21 protein-coding genes are annotated in these 23,625 nt (G+C 68.3%); 15 read left to right on the forward strand and 6 right to left on the reverse strand.

The genetic code is table 11. The annotated features are described in order from the left end of the window. Positions 1-17: 17 nt before the first annotated feature. From HNR30_RS42035 to HNR30_RS42045, 3 genes are all read left to right on the forward strand, one after another. A complete protein-coding gene (locus tag HNR30_RS42035) occupies positions 18-719 on the forward strand; it encodes an iron-dependent transcriptional repressor DtxR (protein WP_181615804.1) in 702 nt (233 codons plus the stop codon). A 120-nt stretch (positions 720-839) separates the two neighbouring features. Next, positions 840-3,071 carry an ATP-binding SpoIIE family protein phosphatase gene (locus HNR30_RS42040; RefSeq protein ID WP_181615805.1) on the forward strand — a complete coding sequence of 744 codons (2,232 nt, stop codon included), beginning with the start codon at positions 840-842 and terminating at the stop codon, positions 3,069-3,071. 58 nt (positions 3,072-3,129) lie between these two features. Further along, the gene (locus HNR30_RS42045; protein WP_181615806.1) at positions 3,130-3,900 is read left to right on the forward strand and encodes an alpha/beta fold hydrolase; all 771 of its coding nucleotides are present in this window, start codon (positions 3,130-3,132) and stop codon (positions 3,898-3,900) included. On the opposite strand, the gene HNR30_RS42050 is transcribed toward HNR30_RS42045, so the two are convergent. After that, on the reverse strand, positions 3,872-4,036 hold the full coding sequence (locus HNR30_RS42050) for a hypothetical protein (RefSeq protein ID WP_181615807.1): 165 nt from the start codon (positions 4,034-4,036) through the stop codon (positions 3,872-3,874). The genes HNR30_RS42045 and HNR30_RS42050 overlap by 29 nt on opposite strands. Before the next feature lie 15 nt (positions 4,037-4,051). Further along, a complete protein-coding gene (locus HNR30_RS42055; RefSeq protein ID WP_181615808.1) occupies positions 4,052-5,197 on the reverse strand; it encodes an acyl-CoA dehydrogenase family protein in 1,146 nt (381 codons plus the stop codon). Positions 5,198-5,358: 161 nt separating this feature from the next. Between HNR30_RS42055 and HNR30_RS42060 the strand changes: the two genes are divergently transcribed. The 6 genes from HNR30_RS42060 to HNR30_RS42085 all read left to right on the forward strand — a co-directional run bounded on the left by HNR30_RS42060 (position 5,359) and on the right by HNR30_RS42085 (position 10,861). Further along, positions 5,359-6,729 (forward strand): hypothetical protein, encoded by a 1,371-nt coding sequence (locus HNR30_RS42060; protein WP_181615809.1) that lies wholly within the window; start codon positions 5,359-5,361, stop codon positions 6,727-6,729. Next, positions 6,726-7,481: a class F sortase gene (locus tag HNR30_RS42065; RefSeq protein WP_181615810.1), complete on the forward strand. Its 756-nt coding sequence runs from the start codon at positions 6,726-6,728 to the stop codon at positions 7,479-7,481. Before HNR30_RS42060 ends, HNR30_RS42065 begins: the two co-directional genes overlap by 4 nt. 129 nt (positions 7,482-7,610) lie before the next feature. Continuing rightward, a complete protein-coding gene (locus tag HNR30_RS42070) occupies positions 7,611-8,891 on the forward strand; it encodes a hypothetical protein (protein ID WP_181615811.1) in 1,281 nt (426 codons plus the stop codon). Continuing rightward, a complete protein-coding gene (locus HNR30_RS42075; protein ID WP_312895031.1) occupies positions 8,888-9,607 on the forward strand; it encodes a class F sortase in 720 nt (239 codons plus the stop codon). Before HNR30_RS42070 ends, HNR30_RS42075 begins: the two co-directional genes overlap by 4 nt. Before the next feature lie 10 nt (positions 9,608-9,617). Then, positions 9,618-10,226, forward strand: coding sequence for a hypothetical protein (locus HNR30_RS42080; RefSeq protein ID WP_181615812.1), 609 nt, complete (start codon positions 9,618-9,620; stop codon positions 10,224-10,226). Between the two features lie 35 nt (positions 10,227-10,261). Then, positions 10,262-10,861: a TIGR03086 family metal-binding protein gene (locus HNR30_RS42085; RefSeq protein WP_181615813.1), complete on the forward strand. Its 600-nt coding sequence runs from the start codon at positions 10,262-10,264 to the stop codon at positions 10,859-10,861. On the opposite strand, the gene HNR30_RS42090 is transcribed toward HNR30_RS42085, so the two are convergent. Beyond that, the gene (locus HNR30_RS42090) at positions 10,858-11,865 is read right to left on the reverse strand and encodes a LacI family DNA-binding transcriptional regulator (RefSeq protein ID WP_181615814.1); all 1,008 of its coding nucleotides are present in this window, start codon (positions 11,863-11,865) and stop codon (positions 10,858-10,860) included. The genes HNR30_RS42085 and HNR30_RS42090 overlap by 4 nt on opposite strands. 92 nt (positions 11,866-11,957) lie before the next feature. Here HNR30_RS42090 and HNR30_RS42095 point away from each other — a divergent pair, with 92 nt between their 5' ends. Genes HNR30_RS42095 through HNR30_RS42120 form a run of 6 tightly spaced genes read left to right on the forward strand, consistent with a single transcriptional unit; the run spans position 11,958 to position 20,166 of the window. Continuing rightward, the gene (locus tag HNR30_RS42095; RefSeq protein WP_181615815.1) at positions 11,958-13,283 is read left to right on the forward strand and encodes an ABC transporter substrate-binding protein; all 1,326 of its coding nucleotides are present in this window, start codon (positions 11,958-11,960) and stop codon (positions 13,281-13,283) included. Next, a complete protein-coding gene (locus HNR30_RS42100; RefSeq protein WP_181615816.1) occupies positions 13,283-14,122 on the forward strand; it encodes a carbohydrate ABC transporter permease in 840 nt (279 codons plus the stop codon). Before HNR30_RS42095 ends, HNR30_RS42100 begins: the two co-directional genes overlap by 1 nt. After that, positions 14,115-14,954 carry a carbohydrate ABC transporter permease gene (locus HNR30_RS42105; RefSeq protein ID WP_181615817.1) on the forward strand — a complete coding sequence of 280 codons (840 nt, stop codon included), beginning with the start codon at positions 14,115-14,117 and terminating at the stop codon, positions 14,952-14,954. The genes HNR30_RS42100 and HNR30_RS42105 overlap by 8 nt, the downstream gene beginning before the upstream one ends. A 1-nt stretch (position 14,955) precedes the next feature. Further along, positions 14,956-16,938, forward strand: a complete 1,983-nt coding sequence (locus tag HNR30_RS42110) for a glycoside hydrolase family 2 protein (protein WP_181615818.1) — start codon at positions 14,956-14,958, stop codon at positions 16,936-16,938. A 14-nt stretch (positions 16,939-16,952) separates the two neighbouring features. Beyond that, positions 16,953-18,965 carry a sialidase family protein gene (locus HNR30_RS42115; protein WP_181615819.1) on the forward strand — a complete coding sequence of 671 codons (2,013 nt, stop codon included), beginning with the start codon at positions 16,953-16,955 and terminating at the stop codon, positions 18,963-18,965. A gap of 55 nt (positions 18,966-19,020) precedes the next feature. Beyond that, positions 19,021-20,166 carry an acetyl-CoA C-acetyltransferase gene (locus HNR30_RS42120; protein ID WP_181615820.1) on the forward strand — a complete coding sequence of 382 codons (1,146 nt, stop codon included), beginning with the start codon at positions 19,021-19,023 and terminating at the stop codon, positions 20,164-20,166. 283 nt (positions 20,167-20,449) lie between these two features. Here the strand turns inward: HNR30_RS42120 and HNR30_RS42125 are convergent, their stop codons facing one another. The 3 genes from HNR30_RS42125 to HNR30_RS42135 form a co-directional block, all read right to left on the reverse strand. Further along, positions 20,450-21,334, reverse strand: a complete 885-nt coding sequence (locus HNR30_RS42125) for a carbohydrate ABC transporter permease (RefSeq protein WP_181615821.1) — start codon at positions 21,332-21,334, stop codon at positions 20,450-20,452. Next, entirely contained in the window at positions 21,334-22,254 is a 921-nt protein-coding gene (locus HNR30_RS42130; RefSeq protein ID WP_181615822.1) for a carbohydrate ABC transporter permease, read from the reverse strand. The genes HNR30_RS42125 and HNR30_RS42130 overlap by 1 nt, the downstream gene beginning before the upstream one ends. Positions 22,255-22,317: 63 nt before the next feature. Then, entirely contained in the window at positions 22,318-23,598 is a 1,281-nt protein-coding gene (locus HNR30_RS42135) for an extracellular solute-binding protein (RefSeq protein WP_312895033.1), read from the reverse strand. Between the last annotated feature and the right edge of the window lie 27 nt (positions 23,599-23,625).

Consider the following 23,625-nt stretch of genomic DNA (forward strand, 5'->3'; position numbering starts at 1 on the left):
TTCAGGGAGGAGGAGCCTTGACCGCACACGGCCTGATCGACACGACGGAGATGTACCTCCGGACGATCTACGAGCTCGAGGAGGAGGGGATCGTTCCCCTCCGTGCCCGCATTGCCGAACGGCTCCAGCAGAGCGGCCCCACCGTGAGCCAGACAGTCGCGCGCATGGAGCGTGACGGACTGGTCCGCGTCGAGGGTGACCGGCACCTTTCCATGACCGATCTGGGCCGCACCCTGGCCGTTCGGGTCATGCGCAAGCACCGCCTGGCCGAGTGCCTGCTCACACAGGTCATCGGCCTGCCGTGGGAAGAGGTCCACATCGAGGCCTGCCGCTGGGAACACGTCATGTCCGAGTCCGTCGAGACCCGGCTGGTCAAGCTGCTCGACAACCCCACGACCTGCCCCCACGGCAACCCGATCCCGGGCCTGGGCGAGCTCGGGGCGCAGGACGTCATCGACTCCGACGCCGGTCTTCTGCCGATGACCGACCTCGCGGGACCCAGAGATATACCCGTCGTGGTCCGTCGAATTAGCGAACAAGTGCAAAGCGATCCCGCTGTGATGCTTAAACTCAAGCAAGTTGGGATACAACCCGGACGCGAGGTCACGCTCGCGGCGAGCGACGACGGTGTGCGGGTGACAGGTGACGACGATTCGGACAACATTCTCGCGGAGCTGCCGCGCGAGGTTGCCGTGCACGTCTTTGTCACGACCCGGTGACCGTGGGCGTCCGGGCTGGTTGAATCCCCTATGGGAGGCCCTCCACTCCCCGGACACGACTGTTGCAGGAGCGCCAGTGGTTCGCTTTTCGCACATTCCTCCCCGAGGAGTGGTCTCCGGATGAAACGTTGGGGTGATCTGTCCCAGGACGCGGTCGACCATCTCTCCGCGGCTTCTGTTCTCGATCATGCCGAGATGGCGGTGGTCGTCACCGACCGCTTCAGCAACCTGCTGTATTGGAACCCCTTCGCCGAACGGCTGTTCGGCAGGGTCGGCCGGCCGCCGTCGGGTCCGTCGTCCGTGCTCTCGCTGGGCATCATGGAGAAGGACCATCCTCTCGCCATCGAACTGGCCAAGCACGTGCTCAAGGGCGGGGTCTGGGAGGGCACGTTCGACGTCAAGCGCGGCGACGGCACGATGATCTACGTCCGGGCCCAGGCGGTGCCCCTGCGACACTCCTCGGGCTCGGTCACCGGCATCGTCATCACCGCCCGCGAGGCGCTGCGCAGCAACGAGCGCGAGAAGGATCGTTTCGGGCTTCTGGAACGTATCGGGGAGAAGCTGGCAGGCTCGCTGAACGTCGAGGAGACGCTCAAGCGGGTGGCCGAGATGCTGGTGCCGCAGTTCGCCGACCACTGCTTCATCGAGCTGATGGAGGGCGACCGGCTGATGCGCCGGGTCTCCCAGCACGTCCAGGGCTGGACTCCTCCGCCCGGCACGTGGAAGCCGGTCGGCGCCGAGATCCACTACCCGGTCGGCCACTACGCCGACACCGCGATCCGCCGCCAGGAGACCATCCTGGTCGAAGACTTCGCCTCCAGCTCCTTCCCCAGCCCCGGCGAGGGCAGCGCCAAGGCCTGCAGCGAGGTCGGCATGACCTCGGCCATCGTCGCCCCGCTGTCGGTGCGCGGCGAGACCCTCGGCCTGATGTACCTGGGCCTGTCCAACCTGACCGACCGGCGCAGCCCCCACTACGACGCCTTCGACCGCGACTTCGTGGGCGCCATCGCCACCCGCGTGGCCCTGGCGATCGACAACGCGCTGCTGTTCGAGGAGGAGCGGCACACCGCCGAGTCCTTCCAGAAGAACCTCCTGCCCCGCGCGCTGCCCACCCTCGACGGGCTCGACATCGCGGTGCGCTACTACCCGGCCGCCCCGCTCGCCTCCCACGGCCAGGGCATCCAGACCCAGGTCGGCGGCGACTGGTACGACGTGATCCCGCTGTCGGCCGGCCGGGTCGGCATCGTCATCGGCGACGTCGAAGGACGCGGCGCCAAGGCGGCGGCCATCATGGGCCAGCTGCGCGCCGCCCTGCGCGCCTTCGCCCAGGACGACAAGCCGCCCGCCGACATCCTGGCCAAGCTCGACGAGTGGACGCGGGTGATCTCCACCCCCGAATTCGACGAGAACGGCCACGAGATCAGCGTGCCGCCGATCGTGACCTGCCAGTACCTGGTCTACGACGCCTGGTCGCGCCAGCTGTCCTACGCCAACGCCGGCCACGCGCCGCCCCTGCTGCTGCGCGACGGCACCTGCGCCGAGCTCGACATCCAGGAGGTCGGCCAGCCCCTTGGCGTGCGTGCCAAGGGCGTCCACGCCGACCTCGTCTACAAGGAGGAGACCCTCACCCTCCCGCGCGGCGCGACCCTGCTGCTCTACACCGACGGCCTGGTCGACCGGCGTCCCGGCCGCGAGTCCGGCGGCCACATGCCGAGCGACGAGGAGACGCTGGGCGTCCTGTGCGAGGAGCTCTCCAAGATCACCGATGCTCCGGTCGAGCAGATCGCCGAGGCCGCCACGCAGGCGGTGCCCGGCGAGATCGACGACGACATGGCGATCCTGGTGATCCGCTCCAGCTACGACAACCTCGACGTCGAGGAGCGCACCTTCCCCGCCCAGCCGATCATGGTGGGTGAGGCGCGCCGCATGGCCGCCGAGGCCTTCACCGGCTGGCAGGTGCCCGAGGAGCGGGCCGAGCTCGCCTGCCTTCTGGTCTCCGAGGTGGTCACCAACGTCGTGCTTCACGCCGCCAGCTCCAGCATCCCGCGCAGCCGCGAGCTCGTCATGGAGGGCCCGCCGCTGCCGTTCGAGGAGTCCTGGGACGTTCCGGGCTTCGAGGACGAAGTGCTTGGCGACAAGGAGTTCACCCTGCGCATCAGGCGGGGCGAGGAGTCGGTCTGGATCGAGGTCTTCGACCAGGACCTGCGCCTGCCGCGCATCCGCAGCGCCGGAGAGAACGACGAGGGCGGCCGTGGCCTCTACCTGGTCGACCAGCTCGCCAAGCGGTGGGGCTCACGCCCGACCAAGGAGGGCAAGGCCGTCTGGTTCGAGATCCCCACGCGCGGCCGTTAGGTTTCCTGTCCCTGGCGGGTACTTGGGCGTATCCGCCTTGAGTGATTAGGTGGTCGGCATGGAGCTGGCCTTTGAGCGCCGGGGTTCCGGCGAGCCTCTGATCCTCGTGCACGGCATCGGGCACCACCTGAAGGGGTGGGCGCCGGTCATGGACCGCCTGGCGGCCTCCCATGACGTGATCGCCGTCGACCTGCCCGGCTTCGGCGCCTCGCCAGGGCTGCCCGCCGGCGTGCCGTACACCGCCGAGTCCCTGGCCGACGCGGTCGAGTCCTTCTGCGCGCTGCTCGGCATCCGCGAGCCGCACGTGGCGGGCAACTCGCTGGGCGGCTACATCGCGCTCGAGCTGGCCTCGCGCGGGGTGGTCCGTACGGCGACCGCGATCTCTCCCGCGGGTTTCTGGTCGCGCGGCGAGCTGCTGTGGTGCCAGGGAGTCCTGCGCATGATGCGGGCCTCGGCGCGGGCGATGGATCCCGGGCCGATCGCCGAGAATCCGGTCGGCCGGGCACTGTCGGCCGGGCTGATCGTCGCCCGCCCGTCCCGCCTGGCTCCTTCGGCGCTGGTCGACGCGACGATGGCGCTGGCCGGATGCGAGGGCTTCGACGAGACGCTGGAGTCGTTCAGCGGGCTCATGCCGCCCGCGCCGCCCAAGTCGCCCATCACCATCGCGTGGGGCGAGCACGACAGGCTGCTGCTGCGCCGCCAGGCCGTGCGCGCGGCCAGGTGGTCGGGGCAGCGCGTCAAGCTGCTGCGCGGCTGCGGGCACGTGCCGATGAGCGACGATCCGGCGCTGGTGGCGTCGGTCATCCTCGAAGCGTCTGGCCCCAGATGAGCAGCATGGCGATGATGAACACGATCATCGCGCCCGCGTAGCCGGCGGGGCCGAGACGTAACTTCTTGCGGACCCAGTTGAGTCCGACGGCGAACAACAACGCCAGGAAGACCAGGAGGATCAGGTCACCAGCCATATTTCCCAGTATGGGTTAGATGTCGAGTGACCGGCCGATGATTTCCTTCATGATCTCGGTGGTCCCGCCGTAGATGGTCTGGACCCTGCTGTCGAGCCAGGCCTTGGCGACCGGGTACTCCATCATGTAGCCGTAGCCGCCGTGTAGTTGCAGGCAGCGGTCGATCACCTTGACCTGCAGCTCGGTCGTCCACCACTTGGCCTTGGCGGCGTCGACCACGGACAGCTGCCTGGCGTTGAGGGCCAGGATGCACTTGTCGACGTAGTGGCGCGCGATCTCGACCTCGGTGGCGAGCTCGGCGAGCACGAACCTCGTGTTCTGGAACTTCCCGATGTTCCGCCCGAACGCCTGCCTGTTCCTGCAGTACTCCAGCGTCATCTCCAGCACGGCCTCCGCCGCCGCCACCGCCACCACCGCGATGGACAACCGCTCCTGCGGCAGGTTGTTCATCAGCTGGAAGAAGCCCTCGCCCTCGTTCTCGCCCAGCCGGTTCTCCACCGGCACGCGCACGTTGTCGAAGAACAGCTCCGCGGTGTCCTGCGCCTTCAGGCCCACCTTCTCCAGGTTCCTGCCGCGCTCGAAGCCCTCCATGCCCCGCTCGACGACCAGCAACGTCGTCCCCCGCGCACCCGCCGACGGATCGGTCTTGGCCACCACCACGACCAGATCCGAGTTGATGCCGTTGGTGATGAACGTCTTCTGCCCGTTGAGCACGTAGTGGTCGCCTTCGCGAATCGCCGTCGTGCGCACCCCCTGCAGGTCGCTGCCCGCGCCCGGCTCCGTCATCGCGATGGCGCTGATCAGCTCACCGCTCACGAAGCCCGGCAGCCAGCGCTGCTTCTGCTCCTCGTTCGTCAGCTCCGTCAGGTAGGGGGCGACGACGTCGTTGTGCAGGCCCCAGCCCAGGCCGGAGGCGCCGGCCCTGATGATCTCCTCGGTGATCACCGAGTTGTAGCGGAAGTCGGTGATCCCCGACCCGCCGTACTCCTCGCCGACGCCGAAGCCGAACATGCCGATCTCTCCGGCCTTCTTCCAGACCTCGCGGGGGACGATGCCGTCCTTCTCCCACTGGTCGTGGTGAGGGGCGACCTCCCGGGCCATGAACTCTCGGAGGGTCTCCTGGAAGAGCAGGTGCTCTTCTTCGAAGAGGTCTCGCTGCATGTGCGCTCCTGCGGGTGTTTTTGGGGGCAGAATAACGTTCTACTACCTGCTGGTATACCCCTTGCGACACGGGTTCATCACAAGTGCACGTGCTGGCTCCGCTTGGTCAACGTTTCACCTCTAAGATCTACCTTTGGTTTAGTGTGTGAATGGAGTGACCCGTGAGTCGGATGCGTTTGGCGTTGCTCGCCTCGGCCGTCGGGCTGTCTTCGGCGGTCGCCGTGATCGCCGTCTCCGGGCCGGCTGTGGCTGACACCTCGTTGATCGTGAAGTACCACTGTGTCGGCGGCGTGGCCGGCGCCCTCGGCGTCGACGTCGAAGCCGCCGTCACCCCCAAGGTCGAACCGGGGCCCAAACTGCGCATCGACTGGGCGTTGACCTATCTCGGGCAGCGGCGTTTCGGCTCGCCCGGCTACTTCGCCGCGGGCTCGCAGCTGAATCTCCAGGGCACGGTCAACCTGACCGGCGCCTGGAACGGCGAGCTGCGACCGGCGAGCACCACGGCCCAGGACGCACTCAAGCCCGGCGACTTCCTCAAGGCGCCCGCCGGCCTGTCCGACGCGGGGTCCATCGAGAAGACCGGGACCATCCGCATCACTCCCACCGGGCTGGCTGTCCGCTTCACCCCCGCCGAGGGCGAGGTGATGGTCAACAACAACGAGGCGCCCCCGGTCAAGTACACCGGCACCTGGTGGCACAAGGGTCCGCAGCGGGGCATCGAGGATCACCTCAACGACGTCCAGGAGACCGCCACCAAGGATGCCTCAGCCAAGCTCACCTTCGTCGGCACCCAGGTCACCTACGTCGGCCGCCGCGCACCCGGCCTCAGCCCGATCAAGGTTCTGCTCGACGGCCAGCCTGTGACCGATCCCCTGGTCGAGCCGGGCAAGGACGAGTCGGGCGAGCCGATGACCGGCACGACCGCCAAGCAGGACCTCTGGACCTCGCCCGAGCTGGAATACGGCGAGCACACCATCGAGGTCATCAACACCCAGGACGGCACGGCCTTCCTGGACGCCTTCCGCGTCAAGACCGGCAAGGTCCTCAACCCGCCGCAGCACGACGAGGCGACCTGCACCCCGATCGGGACGGTCAACTCGATCGACATCACGGTGACCGGCGCATCCCCGAGCCCGACCAGCACCCCCACCGGCACGGGGACGCCCACGAGCACGCCGACCAGCACGGCGACCTCGACCCCCACCTCGACGGCCACGACGACGCCGCCCACCACCGGCGGGCGCAACCCGAACATCCAGGCGCCCGAGCACGTCATCGTCAACCACGGCGGACGCGAGTCGACCTCGACGGGCACCCCCACCCCGACCGCCGGGCCGACCGCCACCAAGTACGTCAAGGCCCAGGTCCGCAAGGTCCCCACGGGTGGCGTGGCCTCCGGTGAAGCTCCAGAAACCCCGCTAGAGCCGTACCTCTTGCTGGGAGGCGGGGCCATGCTCCTGTTCTCCAGTACGGCAGGCGGACTGATGTTGCGCCGGCGCAGGGCTGCGCAGGCGAAGGAGGTCTCGGCATGAACAAGAAGGCACTCCCGGCACTGCTGGTGGCGGGCTCGCTCACCGGCGTCGGCGCCATCATGGCCGGGCTCCTGACTCTCGCGCCGTCCATCGACGACGGCTCCCGCCCGGCGGCCCAGCCGGTCGCCATGCAGAACGCCGCCGCCTACGAACTGCCCGCCGCCGTGGGGGGTGGCGGGCTCGGACCCGACGGCATGCCCGTGCCGCTGACCCCGGCCCGCTACGAGGCGCCGCCGCCTCCCGCCGCCGACCCGGCCGCCAAGGTCGTCAAGCCTTTCGCCTCCAGCAAGGGCAAGGCCAGGCCGACCCGCATCCGCATCCCCAAGATCAAGGTCAACGCCCCGATCGGCTCCGTCAGCGTCGACGACAAGGGCCAGCTCGGCACCCCGTCACTGACCAAGCCCAACCTGACCGCCTGGTACCGCTTCTCCCCGGTGCCCGGCGAGGTCGGCCCCGCGATCATCAACGGCCACGTCAACACCCGCAAGGGCGCCGCCGTCTTCAACCGGCTCCACGAGCTGGCCAAGGGTGACCAGATCTACGTGTACCGATCGGACGGCAAGGTCGTCCGATACACGGTCAGCGGGATCGAGCAGGTGGGCAAGTCGTCGTTCCCGACCAAGCGGGTGTACGACAACACTTCGGACTCCCAGCTGCGGCTCATCACGTGTGGCGGTGTGTACAACAAGACGGACCACAGCTACACGGACAACGTCATCGTGTACGCGACGCTGACGGCGAAGAAGGGTTAAGGTCGGTCTTTTTTGGGAGTTTCTAGGCGATTTTCAGGGACAGTTCGTAGGATCTCTACCTAACTGTGACCCACGACTGGAATCCTGGGTCGCCTGTTGAACCTGGCCCGTGATGAACGGAGAGAGACAGTGCTGACGTCCAAGGCGTGGCTTGATCGCCTCGTCAAGAAGAGTTCCGCCTTGGGTGCGAGTGTGGTGCTGGCGACCTCGTTCTTCGCTGTGGTGGGAACGGCTCAGGCCGCTCACGCGGATACGACGACGACCTGTAATCTGCCCACTCCTGCGCCGGAGATCAGGGTCCCCATCGGAGGGACGGCAGAGTCTCCGAAGACCGTCGCCTATACCTGCGGGACCGAGCTGCTCTCGACCACGACAGTGAGCGTCAAATTCAGCGTGACGCCGACCACCGTTCCGACCGGCGGACAATTCACGGTATCGGCCGAGATCCCGGCGCTCACCTTGAAAACGGCTCCCACGACGGCTGGGACCATGCAGGTCGACGCAGCGATGACCGTGACGGGCGGCACGCCCCTCACGATCTCGGGCAACAAGGCGGGAGGTGCTCTCACGGTCGGTTCGACGGCAGTGCCGACGGCCACGATCACCAACTCCATCACGGCGACCGGGACCGAGGTCGTCATCAAGCCCGGCATCCTCAAACTCACCGTCCCCAGCGGATCGGGCGGCGGCACCAACACTGACATCGTCGAATACGACTGTCTCCCCGGCCTCGACGGCGGCAGTACGGCTCAGCCCGTCGACATCAAGGTCACCCTGACCGTCCCCGCGACGGGCAAGACCAACGAGGACCTCGCCATCACCTGGGCTCAGACCTACGATGGCACGTCCGAGCTGATCGCCCCCACCACGCTCCCCACCACGGCGAAGATGTTCGTCTTCCTCGACATCGCCGGCATCAGCCCCACCACGGCCACTGGTGAGAGCACCACGGCGGTCGCGGTCGATGCTTCGACACGCAAGGTGACGTTGCAGAGCGTGCCCATCAAGTTCAAGCCGACCACCACCGGTACTGCGACGATCAAGCCCGGCAAGATCGTCATCGGCACCTCGGCCACCGCGACCACCGGTGCGATCACCTGCACGGTGACCAACGCGACCGAGCTGAAGAGCTACACCTCGACGATTTCCTCGGGCAGTGCCAGCCCTTCGGCCTCGGCGACGGCCAGCAACACCCCCAACCCCACCACCACCCGCACCGTGGTCGTCACCAAGACCCCCGTAGGCGGTGGTGGCGGTGTCACCAAGACGCCCAAGGCCGGTGCCGAGACCGGTGGTGGCGGTGAGCTGGGCCCTGATGGCCGTATGTTCGTGCTCACCGGTTCGGTGATGATCGCCGCCGCGGGAGTGGGCGGCCTCATGATGCGCCGCCGCCGTACCCTCAGAGGGTGACGGTGGACGGAGGAGGACGGGTTCTCAGATCCACGCTGATCCTGGCGGCGGTCCTGGGTGTGGTGACGGTCCTGGTCGGGCTGATCGTCATGGTGATGAACCCGGAGGAGTACGGCCTGGCCGACGGCCGTGAGTCGTTGAGCCTGGCCGCGCAGCCGGAGGCGAAGAAGCAGGAGCCGAAGCAGATCCTGTGGTCGGCTCCGCCGGATCAGCCGCCGCCGTTGCCGTCGATCACGCCGGCGGCGCCGATGCAGCCGAGCACGCCGACGAGGCTGGTGATCAAGCGGCTGGGTATCGACGCGCCGGTCGAGGACGTGGGGATGGACAGGGAGGGGTTCATCGAGACCCCGCCGATCTCCAACAAGAACCTGGTCGGCTGGTACAGGCATGGGCCGACGGCGGGGGAGAACGGTCCGGCGGTGATGCTCGGGCACAAGGACACGCGGACGGGCAGCGCCGTGTTCAGCCGGGTGGGTGAGATCAAGTACGGCGACGTGATCGAGGTGAAGCGTCGTGACGGCACCACGGCGGTGTTCACCGTGGGCGGCGTCGAGCAGGTCGGCAAGAAGGTCTTCCCGACGCAGCGGGTTTACGGTGACCAGACGAACGCTCAGCTACATCTGATCACCTGTGGCGGCACGTACAACAGGAACACGGGTCACTACACCGACAACATCATCGTCTACGCGACGATGACCAGTTCGTTCAGGTCGTGAGGAGAGCGGCATGGGCTGGTTGGCAAAGCGCAGGTTGAGGACCGGCCCGACGGCGGCTTTGCCGCGCAAGCCGGAGGATCTCCTGGAGATCGTGAAGCTGGCCGACCCGGATGCCCGCAAGGACGGTGAGGACATCCTGGCCGCCGACTGCCGCATTCACGCGCCGGTCGAGGTGGAGCCGGAGCTGGTGGGCGGCGAGTTCGAGACGGTGTGGGCGATCCAGGTGAAGGCCGAGGGTCCGCTGCCGTTCGACTATTTCGACCGCTATCTGGCCGAGGGGATCGCCAGCCGGCTCGACGGGCTGGTGGTGTGCCGTGGCGAGGTGACGGATCCGCAGGACGAGCCGGGCAAGTGGCTGGTGCTGCTGCAGTCGCGGCCGCCGCTTGAGCAGTTGGAGGAGCTGCTGGGCGAGTCGGAGGAGAAGGAGTACGGGGTTGTCGCGTTCGGGGAGGAGGCGGCGCTGATCCCGGTCGGGGATCCGTCGCCGATGGGCCGCACGCTGGAGCCGTACTCCGATGAACCGGTGCGGATCGAGACGAAGGAGGAGGGCGATGCGTTGCGGATCGCGGAGGCCTTCCAGGGGATCGTGGTGGATCGCTGGCGGTTCCGCGTCGACTAGTGGAATGGATCGTTCCGTTCTGCTATAGTAGAGGCATGACGGAAGGAACCATCATGAGCTGGGAAATCCTCGACGGCGCCCACACCGCGCTGCGTACGGCTGTCGCGGGCGTGTCCGGGCAGGACGACTGGAACAGGGCGACCCCGTGCGAGCGCTGGACGGCCGCCCAGGTGCTGCAGCACGCTGCCGGCGACCAGATCGGCTTCGCCGCCGCGATCACGGGCGGCCCCGGCCCCGACGAGGACCCGTTCGCGCCCTCGGGGACGCTGGCGGGGGACCCCGCCGAGCTCGCCGAGCGGGCGATGCGGGCCTCCGCCGCCGCTTTCGGCACGGTCGCCCGCGACGCCGAGGCGGTGCCGACGCCGATTCCTCCGCACTTGTTCCCGGCCGACCTCGCCGTGGGCGCCTGCGCGCTCGACGCCGCCGTGCACGCGTGGGACATCGCGATGGCCACCGGCCAGGACTCGCCGCTCACCCCGGAGCTGGCGCGGGCGTTGATGCCCACGGCCCGGGTGATCGTCGACCCGGTGCGTGCCTGGGGCGCCTACGCCGAGGCGCTGCCCGAGATCGAGGGCGACGACGACGTGGCGGCCCTGCTTCGTTACCTGGGCCGCGACCCCCGCTGGAAGGCCTAGAAACCCGCGGTGCTCTCGCGGATCACCAGGCGGTGTGACGTGCGGATCTCGGCCGGTGGGGTGGCGCCGCCGTTGATGGCGTCGACGAGCATGCCCACCGCGACCCGGGCGATCTCCGCCTTGTCGGGCGCCACCGTGGTGAGCGACGGCGTGGAGTAGGCGCCCTCCTCGATGTCGTCGAGCCCCACGACCGCCACGTCGTGGGGGATCCGCAGTCCGGCGCGGGTCAGCGCGCGCATCGCCCCGAGCGCGAGCAGGTCGTTGTAGCAGAACACCGCGTCGGGCGGTGAGGGCAGGGCGAGCAGCTGCTCCATGGCCTGCGCGCCGAGCCGCCGGTGGAACCGTACGGTGGGCACCACGAGGGCGGGGTCGGCCTCGATGCCGTGGCGTTCGAGGGCCTGGCGGTAGCCCTGGGTGCGCAGCTGCGCGGTCTCGCCCGAGGTGTACGGCTGGTCGCCGATGGCGGCGACGCGGCGCCGGCCGAGGCCCAGCAGGTGCTCGGTGGCCAGCCGGGCGGCGGCGATGTTGTCGATGGCCACGTGGGGCACGCTGCCGTCGAAGATGTGCTCGCCGAGCAGCACGATCGGCACCCGGTTGCCGCGCCGGCGCAGCTCGTCGGCGGAGATGGCCAGGGGCGAGAGCAGCAGGCCGTCGAACATGGTGGCGCGGGAGTCGCGGCCGAGCAGCTCGCGTTCGCGGGCGGGGTCGCCGTCGGTCTGGTCGACCATGACGACGTAGCCGTGCTGGCGGGCGGCGGTGATGACCGCGCGGGCGAGTTCGGCGAAGTAGGGCACGTCGAGCTCGGGCACCACGAGGGCGATCATCCCGGTGCGCCCCTGTTTGAGGTTGCGGGCGATCAGGTTGGGCCGGTAGTCGAGCTCCTCGATGGCGGCCTCGACGCGCACCCTGAGCTGGTCGGAGACCGGTGCGTAGCCGTTGACCACGTTGGACACGGTGCGGATGGAGACGTTCGCGCGCTGGGCGACGTCGCGCAGGGTGGCCATGAAACGGATCCTAACTGATCTCTTGCATCGTTGCAGAGCATTATGCATGATGTCTGCAACGTTGCAGAGCCCGCACAAGGCCAGGAGCCCCGATGTCCACATCCTCCATCTCCCGGCGGAGCCTCCTCCTGGGAGCCCTCTCGCTGGCCGCCTGCGCTCCGGGCGGTACGGCGGCGCCCACGCCGAGCCGCTTGGCCGCCCCCTCCGTCACGAGCAGCAGCCCCAAGGGCGAGATCACGATCTGGAACCGCTCCGGCGACCTGTTCAAGGTCTTCGACGCCGCGATCGGCAAGTTCCGAGCCGCCTACCCGGACGTCAAGGTCAACCACCTGTCCGTCGACATCGGCGCCAAGCTCGCCAACACCCTCATCACCGGCACCGACGTCCCCGACGGCAGCTTCTGGGACGACGCGAACATCGGCAGCCAGGCAGAACACCTCTACGACCTCACCGACCTGATCGCCCCCTACCGGGAGCAGACCGCGCCCTACAAGCTCTCGGTCAACACCGTCGAGGGCCGGATCTACGGCGTGCCCTGGGACCTGGACCCCGGCCTGCTCTGGTACCGCGAGGACCTGCTCGCTGAGGCGTCCATCGATCCGGCGAGTCTCACCACCTACGACGATCTGCTCGTCGCCTCGCAGAAGCTGAAGGAGCGCGACCCGAAGGCCCGCCCGATCCACCTCGACAAGAATCCCTTCCTCGGCCAGCTCTGGCTGGAGATGCTCGCCAACCAGCAGGGCACGAGCATGACCGACGCCCAGGGCAGGCTCCGCCTGGACTCGGAGGAGTACCGCCGCATCTTCACCTGGATCCAGAAGGCTGCCAAGGACAAGCTCGTCACGCACACGCCCTACCTCGAACCCGCCGACCTCGCGAGCATCGAGAACGGCCAGCAGGCGTTCATCCCGTGGGCGATCTGGTGGTCGTTCGCCCCCCAGCAACTGCTCAAGCAGACCAAGGGCAAGTGGCGCCCGATGCCGCTGCCCGCCTGGACCCCGGGCGGAGCGCGCAGCGGCGTCATGGGCGGCTCCAGCTTCATCATCCCGGCCAAGGCCAAGAACCCGCAGCTGGCCTGGCTGCTCTACGAGTTCCTGTGCTTCAAGGAGCCGGGCATCGCCGCGGTGTACGGCCCCAACAGCGTCTACCCCGGCGGCCTGAGCACCTCGATCCCGAGCTATCTGCCCGCGCTCGACCCCGAGAAGCCGCTGTTCAAGGACGACATGGGCCTGTGGAAGGTCGCCACGGAGGCCGCCAGGAACATCCCGCCCGCGGCGCCGATCCCCGCCTGGTGGGCCAAGTCGGTCGACTACCTCGGCAACAACCTGCAGCTGCTCATCGAGGGCAAGCTGTCGCCCGACGACGTCATCGCCGAGTCGAGCAAGAAGATCCAGCGCAACCTCATCGACCGGTCCTGATGCGAAAAGCACCGTATCTCTTCATCGCCCCGTTCCTGATCGTCTTCGCGGCCTTCGGCGCCTACCCGCTCGCCTACGCCTTCCAGCTGAGCTTCACCCGCTGGCACGGCGCGGGGCAGGCCCGGTGGGTGGGCCTGGACAACTATCTGTTCCTGCTGACGAATCCGGAGTTCTGGGAGTCACTGGCCAACAGCGCCGTCATGTGGCTGCTGGTGGTCCCGGTCCAGATCGTGGCGGGCCTGGCGGCGGCGGTGCTGCTGGCCAACGCGCGGCTGAAGCTGAAGAGCTTCTTCCGCGTCGCGTTCATCGCCCCGTTCGTCACCCCGCTGGTGGCGATGGCCCAGGTCTGGATCGTGATCTTCGATCAGGACTACGGCCTGGTCAACTACGTGCTCAACGCCGACATCGGCTGGCTGACCTCGACCACGTGGTCCAAGCCGACGCTGGCGCTGCTGTTCCTGTGGAAGACCACCGGGTTCGCGATCATCATCCTGCTCGCGGGCCTGCAGGCCGTACCCGCCCAGGTCTACGAGGCCGCGGCGCTCGACGGCGCCTCACGCTCGCGCCAGTTCTGGTCGATCACCATGCCCCTCGTACGGCGGAGCATCGCCTTCCTCGTCGTCATCCAGACCCTGGCGGTCTTCCAGATGTTCGCCGAGCCGTTCGTCGTCACCGAGGGCGGGCCGTACGGCTCGACCACCACGGCCGGCCTCTACCTCTACGACCACATCCTGGCCTCGGACCTGGGCACGGGCGCGGCGAACTCGTTCCTGCTCGTGCTGCTGGTGTTCGTGCTCTCCGTGGTCTCCGTCCGGCTGCTGCGAGCCAAGGATGAGTAGCCGCCCCCGCTTCTGGCAGTACGTCGTGCTGATCCTGCTCGCCGCGGTGTTCCTCTATCCGATCTGGTGGGCGCTGAGCTCCTCCTTCAAGCCCGCCGCCGACATCATCAGCGACCCGCTGTCGTTGTCAGGGCCAACGCTCGACAACTACCGGGCGATGTTCGCCGACGTACCGATCGGCACCGGCTTCGCCAACACCGCCCTGGTCCTGCTGGTCAAGGGCGCGATGACGATGTTCTTCTGCCCGCTGGCCGGATACGCCTTCGCCAAGTACCGCTTTCCCGGCAAGGACCTGCTGTTCGGCCTGGTCCTGCTGACGCTCATGCTGCCGACGCTCGTGCTGATCATCCCGCTGCTGCTGGAGATGAGCGCGCTGAACTGGGTCAACACCTACCAGGCGCTGATCCTGCCGGGCAGCGTCGACGCGTTCAGCATCTTCTGGATGCGGCAGACCATCGCCGCCATCCCCGACGAGCTGCTCGACGCCGGAAGGGTCGACGGGGCGAGCGAGTTCGCCATCTTCGCCCGCGTGGTCGTGCCGGTGATCCGGCCGGGACTGGCCGCGCTGGCGGTGCTGACCACCATGAACATCTACAACGACTTCGTCTGGCCGGTGGTGGCGGTCAACGACGAGGCGCACCAGACGCTGCAGGTGGTGCTGGCGACGCTCGCCCAGGACATCACCGCCAACAGGATCGGCGCCGACTTCGCCACCGTCTGGGGCGAGTTGCTGGCGGCGGGGAGCATCGCGCTGCTGCCCCTGCTGATCATCTTCATTCTGCTGCAGCGCCACTTCATCAACGGCATCCTCGCCGGAAGCGTGAAAGGCTGACATGCGTTCTCAGTACCCCCGCCCGCACTTCGACCGCTCGCACTCCTGGCTCAGCCTCGACGGCACCTGGGAGTTCGGGCCCGAGTGGGACCAGCGGATCACCGTCCCCTTCGCCTGGGAGACCCCGGCCTCCGGCATCGGCGCGCACTGGCTGAGCACCGGCTGGTACCGGCGGCGCGTGGCCGTGCCGGAGGCGTGGGCGGGACAGCGGATCGTGCTGCACTTCGGCGCGGTGCACCACGCGGCGACGGTATGGGTCAACGGAACCGAGGTGACCCACCACGAGGGCGGCTACGTGCCGTTCGAGGTCGATGTCACCGACGCGCTCGGCGAGGGCGATCAGGAGATCGTGGTGCGGGTCGACGCGCCGCTCGACAAGCGTGACCTCCCGCACGGCAAGCAGCGCAGCCTGCCGCGCACCGACTACGACGGCGTCTGTTTCACCCCGTCGTCGGGCATCTGGCAGAGCGTGTGGCTGGAGGCCAGGCCGGAGGTCCACATCACCCGATTGCGGCTGCGCCCGCTGGCGGGACTCGACGGCATCGCGGTGCGCGTCGAGGCGAGCGGGCCGGGGACGGTTCGCCTGCGCCTGCTGGGCACGACGCACGAGGCCGAGCTGGATTCCGGGGGAGCGGCCGAGCTCGACCTGCCGATCGAGCATCCTCGCCTGTGGTCGCCGCAGGACCCGCACCTCTACCACGTCGAGGCCACCCTCGGCCAGGACCGCGTGACCGGCTACACCGGCCTGCGCTCGATCGAGGTCGACGGCGAGGACCTCTACCTCAACGGCCGGCGCCTGTTCGTGCGCGGCGTGCTCGACCAGGGCTACTGGCCGGGCACGGGCATCACCGCTCCCGACGACGCCGCGCTGCGGCGCGACCTGGAGCTGGCGCGCGACCTCGGTTACAACCTGGTCCGCAAGCACCTGAAGCTGGAGGATCCCCGCTTCGTGCACCACGCCGACACCATGGGCATGCTGGTGTGGGCGGAGCCGCCCTCGACGGGACGCTTCTCGCCCGAGTCGACCGAGGCCTTCCACGCGCAGATCGCCCCGATGATCGAGCGTGACGGCAACGCGCCGTCGATCGTCATCTGGGGCCTCTACAACGAGGAGTGGGGCCTGGACTGGGACGTCCCCGGCGACCCGGCCAAGCGGGCCGCCGTGGAGCGAGCCTACGACCTGGCCAAGGAGCTCGACCCGACGCGTCCCGTCGTGGACAACTCCGGCTGGACCCACGTACGCACCGACCTGCTCGACTGGCACGTCTACGACGAGAGCGCCGCGAACTGGGGCAGGACCGTCGCCCGCCTGATGAGCGGCGAGCAGGACGACTTCCCCGTCAAGCTCGGCCCCGACTATGTCGTGCGCAAGGCGCTGGCCGTGCCGGGGCAGCCGCTGCGCGGCCTGCCCAACCTCAACAGTGAGTACGGCACCGGCTTCACCAGCGTGGAGCGCGCCTGGCAGCTGCGCTGGCAGACCCAGGAGCTGCGCCGCCACGACCGGCTGGCCGGTTACGTCTACACCGAGCTGTACGACATCGAGCACGAGATGGCCGGGCTGCTCACCTTCGACCGGCAGCGCAAGGACCTGGCCGGGGCCGATCCCGCCGACGTCAACGGCCCGACCACGCTGGTGCTCGACATCGTGCCGGTCGCTCCCGGCCGCGACCTGCTCACCGCCACGCCGGAGTTCACCGTCCGCGTCTCCCACCACGGCACGGAACCGGTGGCCGGGCACCTCCACATCTCCTGGACCCCCGTGTACGGCAGAGCCCCCATCGCTCCTGGCGCTCCAGCCGGCCGGATCGAGGCCAAGCCGTACCTGCTGAGCCCGCCCGTGCCCGTGGCGGCGGCCCTGCCCGAGGGCTGGACCAGCGGCCGGCTGCACCTCGCCCTCGTGGTGAACGGCGAGGTGGCGGCGCGCTCCGCCGTCGACGTCGACACCCGTACGGAACCGCACATCGGCGACGACCCGACAGCCTGAGGAGAGAACCCCGCATGTTACGTGTCCTATCGGTGCTCGTGCTGATCATGGCCGCGCTGGCCTCACCGGCCGCCGCGGCCCCGCCGGGCAGCGTGCTGTACGCGCCGAACCTCGGCACCCACCCGCAGGGCGACGCCAGCTATCCGCGGGCGATCCGCCTCGACCACGACGGCTCGGCGGGCGCCACGATGCTCGCGACGTTCGCCAGGATCAACCACGGCGGCCCCGACTCCTTCCCGATCCACCGCAGCGTCGACAGCGGGCAGACGTGGACCGTCTCGCCGATCTCCACCATCACCTCCAACACGCCGGGCTGGGACATCGGGGCGCCGGTGCTCTACGAGGTGCCGCGCACGGCCAACGGGCTCAACCAGGGCGACCTGCTGGCCGCGGGCACCGCGTGGAACGTGGGTGACTTCACCACGCAGAAGGTCGAGGTGTTCAAGAGCACCGACCACGGCCTGAGCTGGCAGTACCTGTCGAACTGCACGCAGACCAGCGGCCAGCCCAACTCCATCGGACACGGCGTCTGGGAGCCGTGGTTCCTGCTGGCGCCCAACAACACCCTGGCCTGCTTCATCTCCGACGAGCGGCCCTCGGGCACGCCGACCAACAACCAGGTCATCGGGCACTACACCTCGACCAACGGCGGCGCCACCTGGAGCGCCTCGCTCACGCAGGACCTCGCCTTCCCGGCCGACAACCTGGCCAGGCCCGGCATGTCGATCCTCACCCCGCTGCCGAACGGCCAGTTCATGATGGCCTACGAGCTGTGCCGCGACGCGACCGACGCCGACCACGCCTGCGAGGTGTACGTCAAGACCAGCCCCGACGGGCTCAACTGGGCGCCGGCGAGCAACAAGGGCACCCTGGTCCAGACGGGCGACGGCCGGCAACTGCTGCACACGCCGTACCTGGCCTGGTTGCCGGGCGGCGGGCCGAACGGAACGTTGCTGATGTCGGGCCAGCGCGTGGTGACGGGGTCGACGGGCTCCAAGGCCGTGATGGCGGAGTCCGGCAGCGTGCTGCTGGCCAACACCAACCTGGGCGCCGGGGCCTGGACGCAGGTCGAGGCGCCGGTCGACGTCAACCCGACCGGCGGCTACGCGCCCGGCGTGCCGTCCTGCCCCGGTTACAGCTCGCCGATCGTGCCACTGGCCAACGGAACGCAGTACCTCTACCTGGCGGCGACGCAGGTGACCGGCAACCAGTGCAAGGTCATGTTCGGCCGGGGCGAGCTCGGCGGTCCGGCCGGTCCGATCACCGGGCCGGGCACCACCGGCAAGTGCCTCGACGTCGACACCAACACGGCCGTCATCGGCAAGGCCGTCCAGCTGTGGGCGTGCGGCGGCGTGAGCGGCCAGGTCTGGTCGATGCACGCGAACGGAACGGTCAGGGCGTTCGGCAAGTGTCTCGACATCGTCGGCAACGGCACCGCGAACTTCACCAAGGTGCAGCTGTGGGACTGCAACGGCGCCGGCGGGCAGCAGTGGCGGCCGCAGGCGAACGGCGCGTTGCTGAACCCGCAGTCGGGCCGCTGCCTCGACGACCCGGCGGGCAACACCGCCGACGGCACCGACCTGCAGATCTACGACTGCAACGGGCTGTGGACGCAGGTCTGGAACCTGCCGGGTTTCCCGACCGGACGCATCGCGGGCCCGGCGAACGCCGGGATGTGCGTCGACGTGGACACCAACACGCCGGCCAGCGGGAACGCCGTCCAGCTCTGGGACTGCAACGGCGTGCCGGGCCAGCAGTGGACCATGCACGCCAACGGAACGGTCAGGGCGTTCGGCAAGTGTCTCGACGTCGTCGGCAACGGCACCGCCAACGCCACGAAGGTGCAGCTGTGGGACTGCAACGGTGTCGGGGGCCAGCTCTGGCAACCGCAGGCGAACGGCTCGCTGCGCAACCCGCAGTCGGGCCGCTGTCTTGACAGCCCGGGCGGCGCCGTCGCGCGTGGCACCGATCTGCAGATCTACGACTGCAACGGCTCCGGCGCACAGCGCTGGGCCGTGCCCCTGTAGCAGAACGAGGTTCTGTTATAAGCTTCCACTGACCGAATAAAGCTCTGGAGGCATCGTGGCAGAGGCGTACATCGTCGGGGCGGTCCGTACCCCGGTCGGCAAGAAGAAGGGCGGGCTGTCCACGGTCCACCCCACCGACCTGGCCGCCCACACGCTGAAGGCACTCATCGAGCGCACGGGTGTCGACCCCGCCGCCGTCGAAGACGTGATCATGGGCTGTGTCATGCAGTTCGGCCCGCAGAGCATGGACATCGCGCGCAACGCGTGGCTGTCGGCCGGGCTGCCGGAGACCACCGCCGGCGTGACCATCGACCGGCAGTGCGGCTCTTCGCAGCAGTCCATCCACTTCGCCGCGCAGGGTGTCATGTCGGGCACCCAGGACCTGGTGGTCGCCGCCGGCGTGGAGTCCATGAGCATCGTCCCGATGGGCTCGTCCATCACCGCCGCTCTGGAGAAGGGCATGCCCTTCCCGTTCGGACAGGGATGGGTCGACCGGTACGGCAAGCAGGAGATCTCGCAGTTCCGCGGCGCGGAGCTGATGTGCAAGAAGTGGGACCTGTCCCGCGAGGACCTGGAGAAGTTCGCCTACGAGAGCCACCAGCGCGCCGCCAAGGCGATCGCCAACGGCTACTTCAAGGACCAGATCGCCCCGATCAACGGCGTCGAGGACGACGAGGGCCCGCGGCCCGACTCCACCCTGGAGAAGCTGGCCTCGCTCAAGACGCTGAAGGAGGACGGCGTCATCACCGCCGCCACCTCCAGCCAGATCTCCGACGGCTCGGGCGCGGTCCTGATCGCCTCCGAGGCGGCGGTCAAGGCGCACAACCTGACCCCGCGCGCCCGCATCACCCAGCTCGCCCTGATCGGCGACGACCCGGTCTACATGCTGACCGCGCCGATCCCGGCGACCCAGCTGGCGCTCAAGAAGGCCGGACTGTCGATCGACGACATCGACGTCACCGAGATCAACGAGGCGTTCGCCCCGGTCCCGCTGGCGTGGATCAAGGAGCTCGGCGCCGACCCGGCCAAGGTCAACCCCAACGGCGGCGCGATCGCCCTGGGCCACCCGCTGGGCGGCACCGGCGCGATCCTGATGACCAAGCTGCTGCACGAGCTCGAGCGCACGGGCGGCAGGTACGGCCTGCAGACCATGTGCGAGGGCGGCGGCCAGGCCAACGTCACGATCATCGAAAGGCTCTAGCGGGAAAAGCGGAACCCCGCCTCGTCGGACGAGGCGGGGTTCCCAGGTGTGGTCATCGACCCTTCGGCGGGATGCGGCGCGGCGGCGCGATGGGCCGCTGCGGCATCCTCGGCAGCGAGGGGTGGATCTGACCGGGAAGCTGCTTCTTCTTGCCAATGGCGCGGACGCGCATGCGAGATCTCCTCTACCTGGTGAGTTCGGAACGGACTGGGCTGCTGACGAATCACAGGTAAATGCGCATGCCGTACACGTTAGGAGCTCGCCGGACCGAGCCGCAACGCATTTATTTGATGGAGCCGGCGGTGAGGCCGCCCACCACCTTCCGCTCGATGAGCGCGAACAGGATGATCACCGGGATGGTGGCGATCACCGAGCCGGCGAACAGCTCCTGCCAGTTCACGGAGTACTGCCCCATGTAGGACTGCAGGGCCACCGGCAGCGGCTGGTTCTCCGGCGAGGTGGCCAGGGTGAGGGCCACGACGAACTCGTTCCACGCCGCGATGAAGGTGAAGATCAGCGCGGTGATGACCCCCGGCATGGCCAGCGGCAGCGTCACCCGGAAGAGCGCGCCGAACCGGCCGTTGCCGTCGATGAAGGCCGCCTCCTCCAGCTCGCGCGGGATGGAGGAGAAGTAGGCGTTGAGGATCCACACCGCGAAGGCGAGGTTGAAGCCGCCGTTGACGAGGATCAGCGAGATCACCGAGTCGACCATGCCGAAGGTGAAGAACTCGCGGTAGATGCCGACGACCATGGCGGTCGGCTGGAACATCTGGGTGACCAGCACCAGGACCAGGAAGAGGTTGCGTCCCCTGAAGTTGTGCCTGGCGGTGTAGTAGGCCGCGGGCAGCGCCACCAGCAGCACCAGGATCGTCGACCCGGCGGCGACCTGGAGCGAGACGGTCAGGTTGTGCGCCAGGCCGGTGCTCCAGAAGCCGGTGATGGCCGAGAAGTCGAACCGCTCGGGGAACCACACCGCGCTGCGCAGCTCGGTCTGCGGCCGCAGCGAGATGAGGATCATCACCAGGTACGGGAAGAGGAAGAAGAACCCGATCAGGTAGGCCGCTGCCGCGATGACCGTCGTCTTCAGCCTGGGCATGCCGCGGCTTCTGCGCCGGTGGGTGGAGACGTGCCGGTGACGAACCGGGGCGGGGGCGGTCTGGGTCGCCATCAGGCCACCTCCTGCTTCCAGCGCGAGACCCTGAGGAAGATGAGGGTGAGCACGATCACCATGCCGAAGTTGACCACCGACATCGCGGCGGACTCGCCGATGTTGGCGCCCTTGAGGATGTACATGAAGATCGTCGTGGTGGTGGTGTCGTACTCCGGGCCGCCCTTGGTCATCGCCCAGATGATCGGGAAGCTGTTGAAGACGTTCATCACGTTGATCAGCGCCGCGACCGTGAGTGCCGGGCGCAGCAGCGGCAGGGTGATCGACCAGTACGTGCGGAACTTGCCCGCGCCGTCCATCCTGGCCGCCTCGTAGACGTCGGCGGGGATCGTCGCCAGCCCGGCGAGGAGCGCGTAGGTCGTGAACGGGACGGAGACGAAGACCGCCACGAAGATCAGCCACGGGAACGATGTCGAGGCGTGGCCGAGCTGGTCGGCCGCCTCCCCGCCCATCGCGCTGAGCAGGCCCAGCGAGCTCGGCTCGATGCCGAACGTGTTCTGGACGAACGTGCCCAGATCCCAGCGGATCACGTTGATGATGCCGACCTCGGGGTCCAGCATCCAGCGGAAGACGATCGCCGTCATCAGCACGGAGGCCGCCCACGGCGCGATCAGCGCCCACCTGGCCACCTTGCGGCCGGGGAACTTCTGGTTGAACAACTGCGCCAGGGCCAGCGAGATCAGCACGGTGAGGGCGACGACCGCCACCACCCAGATCACGCTGCGAACCATGACGTCACCGAAGACCCGCTCGCCGAACAGCTTGACGTAGTTGGCGGTGCCCGCCGAACCACGCACGACGCCGAACCGGCTGATCTCCAGGAACGACGACCGGATCATCTCCACGACCGGCCAGATCACCACCGCGGCGATCAGCAGGACCGCCGGCCCCACCCAGGCGAGGGGCTCCCACTTCTTCATGTCACCCTCCATAGGGGTACGGCGGAGCTTGTCGTGCCAAGCTCCGCCGTACGACGATCAAGATCAGCCGGCCTCAGCGACCTTCTGGAGCTCACCGAGGACCGCCGCCGGGTCGCCGCTCACGGCGCCGCCGATGGTCTGCTTGATCTGGGTGTTCACGTCGGACCACTTCGGGTCCTGGAACGGGTAGAAGCTGGCGTTGGGCAGCGCATCGAGGAAGGGCTTGAGCTTCTCGTCGCCCGACAGCTTCTGGATGCCGCCGTTGGTGACGGGCAGCAGCTTGTAGAGGTCCACGATCTTCTCGGCGGCGGGGCCGGTGTAGAAGAAGTCGAAGAACTTCTTGATCTCTTCGCCGTGGTTGTTCTTGTTGAACGCCATGATCCAGTCCATGACGCCCAGGGTCGTGTCGAGCGGGCCGGTCTTGCCAGGGATCGCCACGACGCCGTACTTGTCCTTCACGGCGCCCTTGTCGAAGATCGGGATCGACATGGGGCCGCCGTTGGCCATGCCCACCTTGCCCGCGGCGAAGTCCTCCCAGACCGTCTTGCGGTCCTTGGTGCCGGGGTTCGGGGTGGTCAGGCCGGCGTCGACCAGGCCCTTGATGTACTGGAAGGTCTCGACGTTCTGGGCGGAGTTGATCGCCCACTTGCCGGAGGCGTCCTTGTAGCCGCCGCCGTTGCCGAGCATCCACAGGAACGACTCGCCCTGTGCCTCCTCCTGGCCCAGCGGAAGGCCGAAGGGCTGCGAGACACCGGAGGCCTTGAGCTTCTCGGCCGCGGCCTTGAGCTCGTCCCAGGTCTTGGGCGCCTCGGTGATGCCGGCCTTCTCGAACAGCTCCTTGTTGTAGAACAGGGCGCGGGCCGAGGAGACGAACGGCAGGCCGTAGGAGGTGCCGTCGACCTTGCCGAAGTCGGCGAACTTGGTCAGCAGGTCCTGCTGGACGTTCGGGGAGACGATCTCCTCGACCTTGTGCAGCAGGCCGTCCTTGACGAAGCCGGAGTAGTCGCCGGTCTGCAGGATGTCCGGCGGCTGGCCGTTCTGGACCATCGTCGCGACCTGCTTGTCGATGTCGTTCCAGTTGATGACCTGGACCTCGACCTTGATGTTCGGATTGGCCTTCTGGAACTCGTCGACGACGCTCTTCCAGAAGCCCTCGCCGGAGTTGGCCGCTCCGGGGCCGTCGCCGTAGTCGGCGGCGACCATCTTCAACGTCACCTGACCGCCTTCGGCGGCCTTGGTCTCGCCGCCGCCCTGAGTCCCGGTGCTGGAACCGGAGCCGCAGCTGGCGAGGGTGAGCATGGTGGCGACGGCCAGTACGGCCCCGCCCACAAACTTCTTGTTCACCGTCTGAACCGCCTTCTCGTCGGGCGG

Origin of the sequence: Nonomuraea soli (genome assembly GCF_013761175.1) — a bacterium.
Classification (GTDB): Bacteria; Actinomycetota; Actinomycetes; order Streptosporangiales; family Streptosporangiaceae; genus Nonomuraea; species Nonomuraea soli.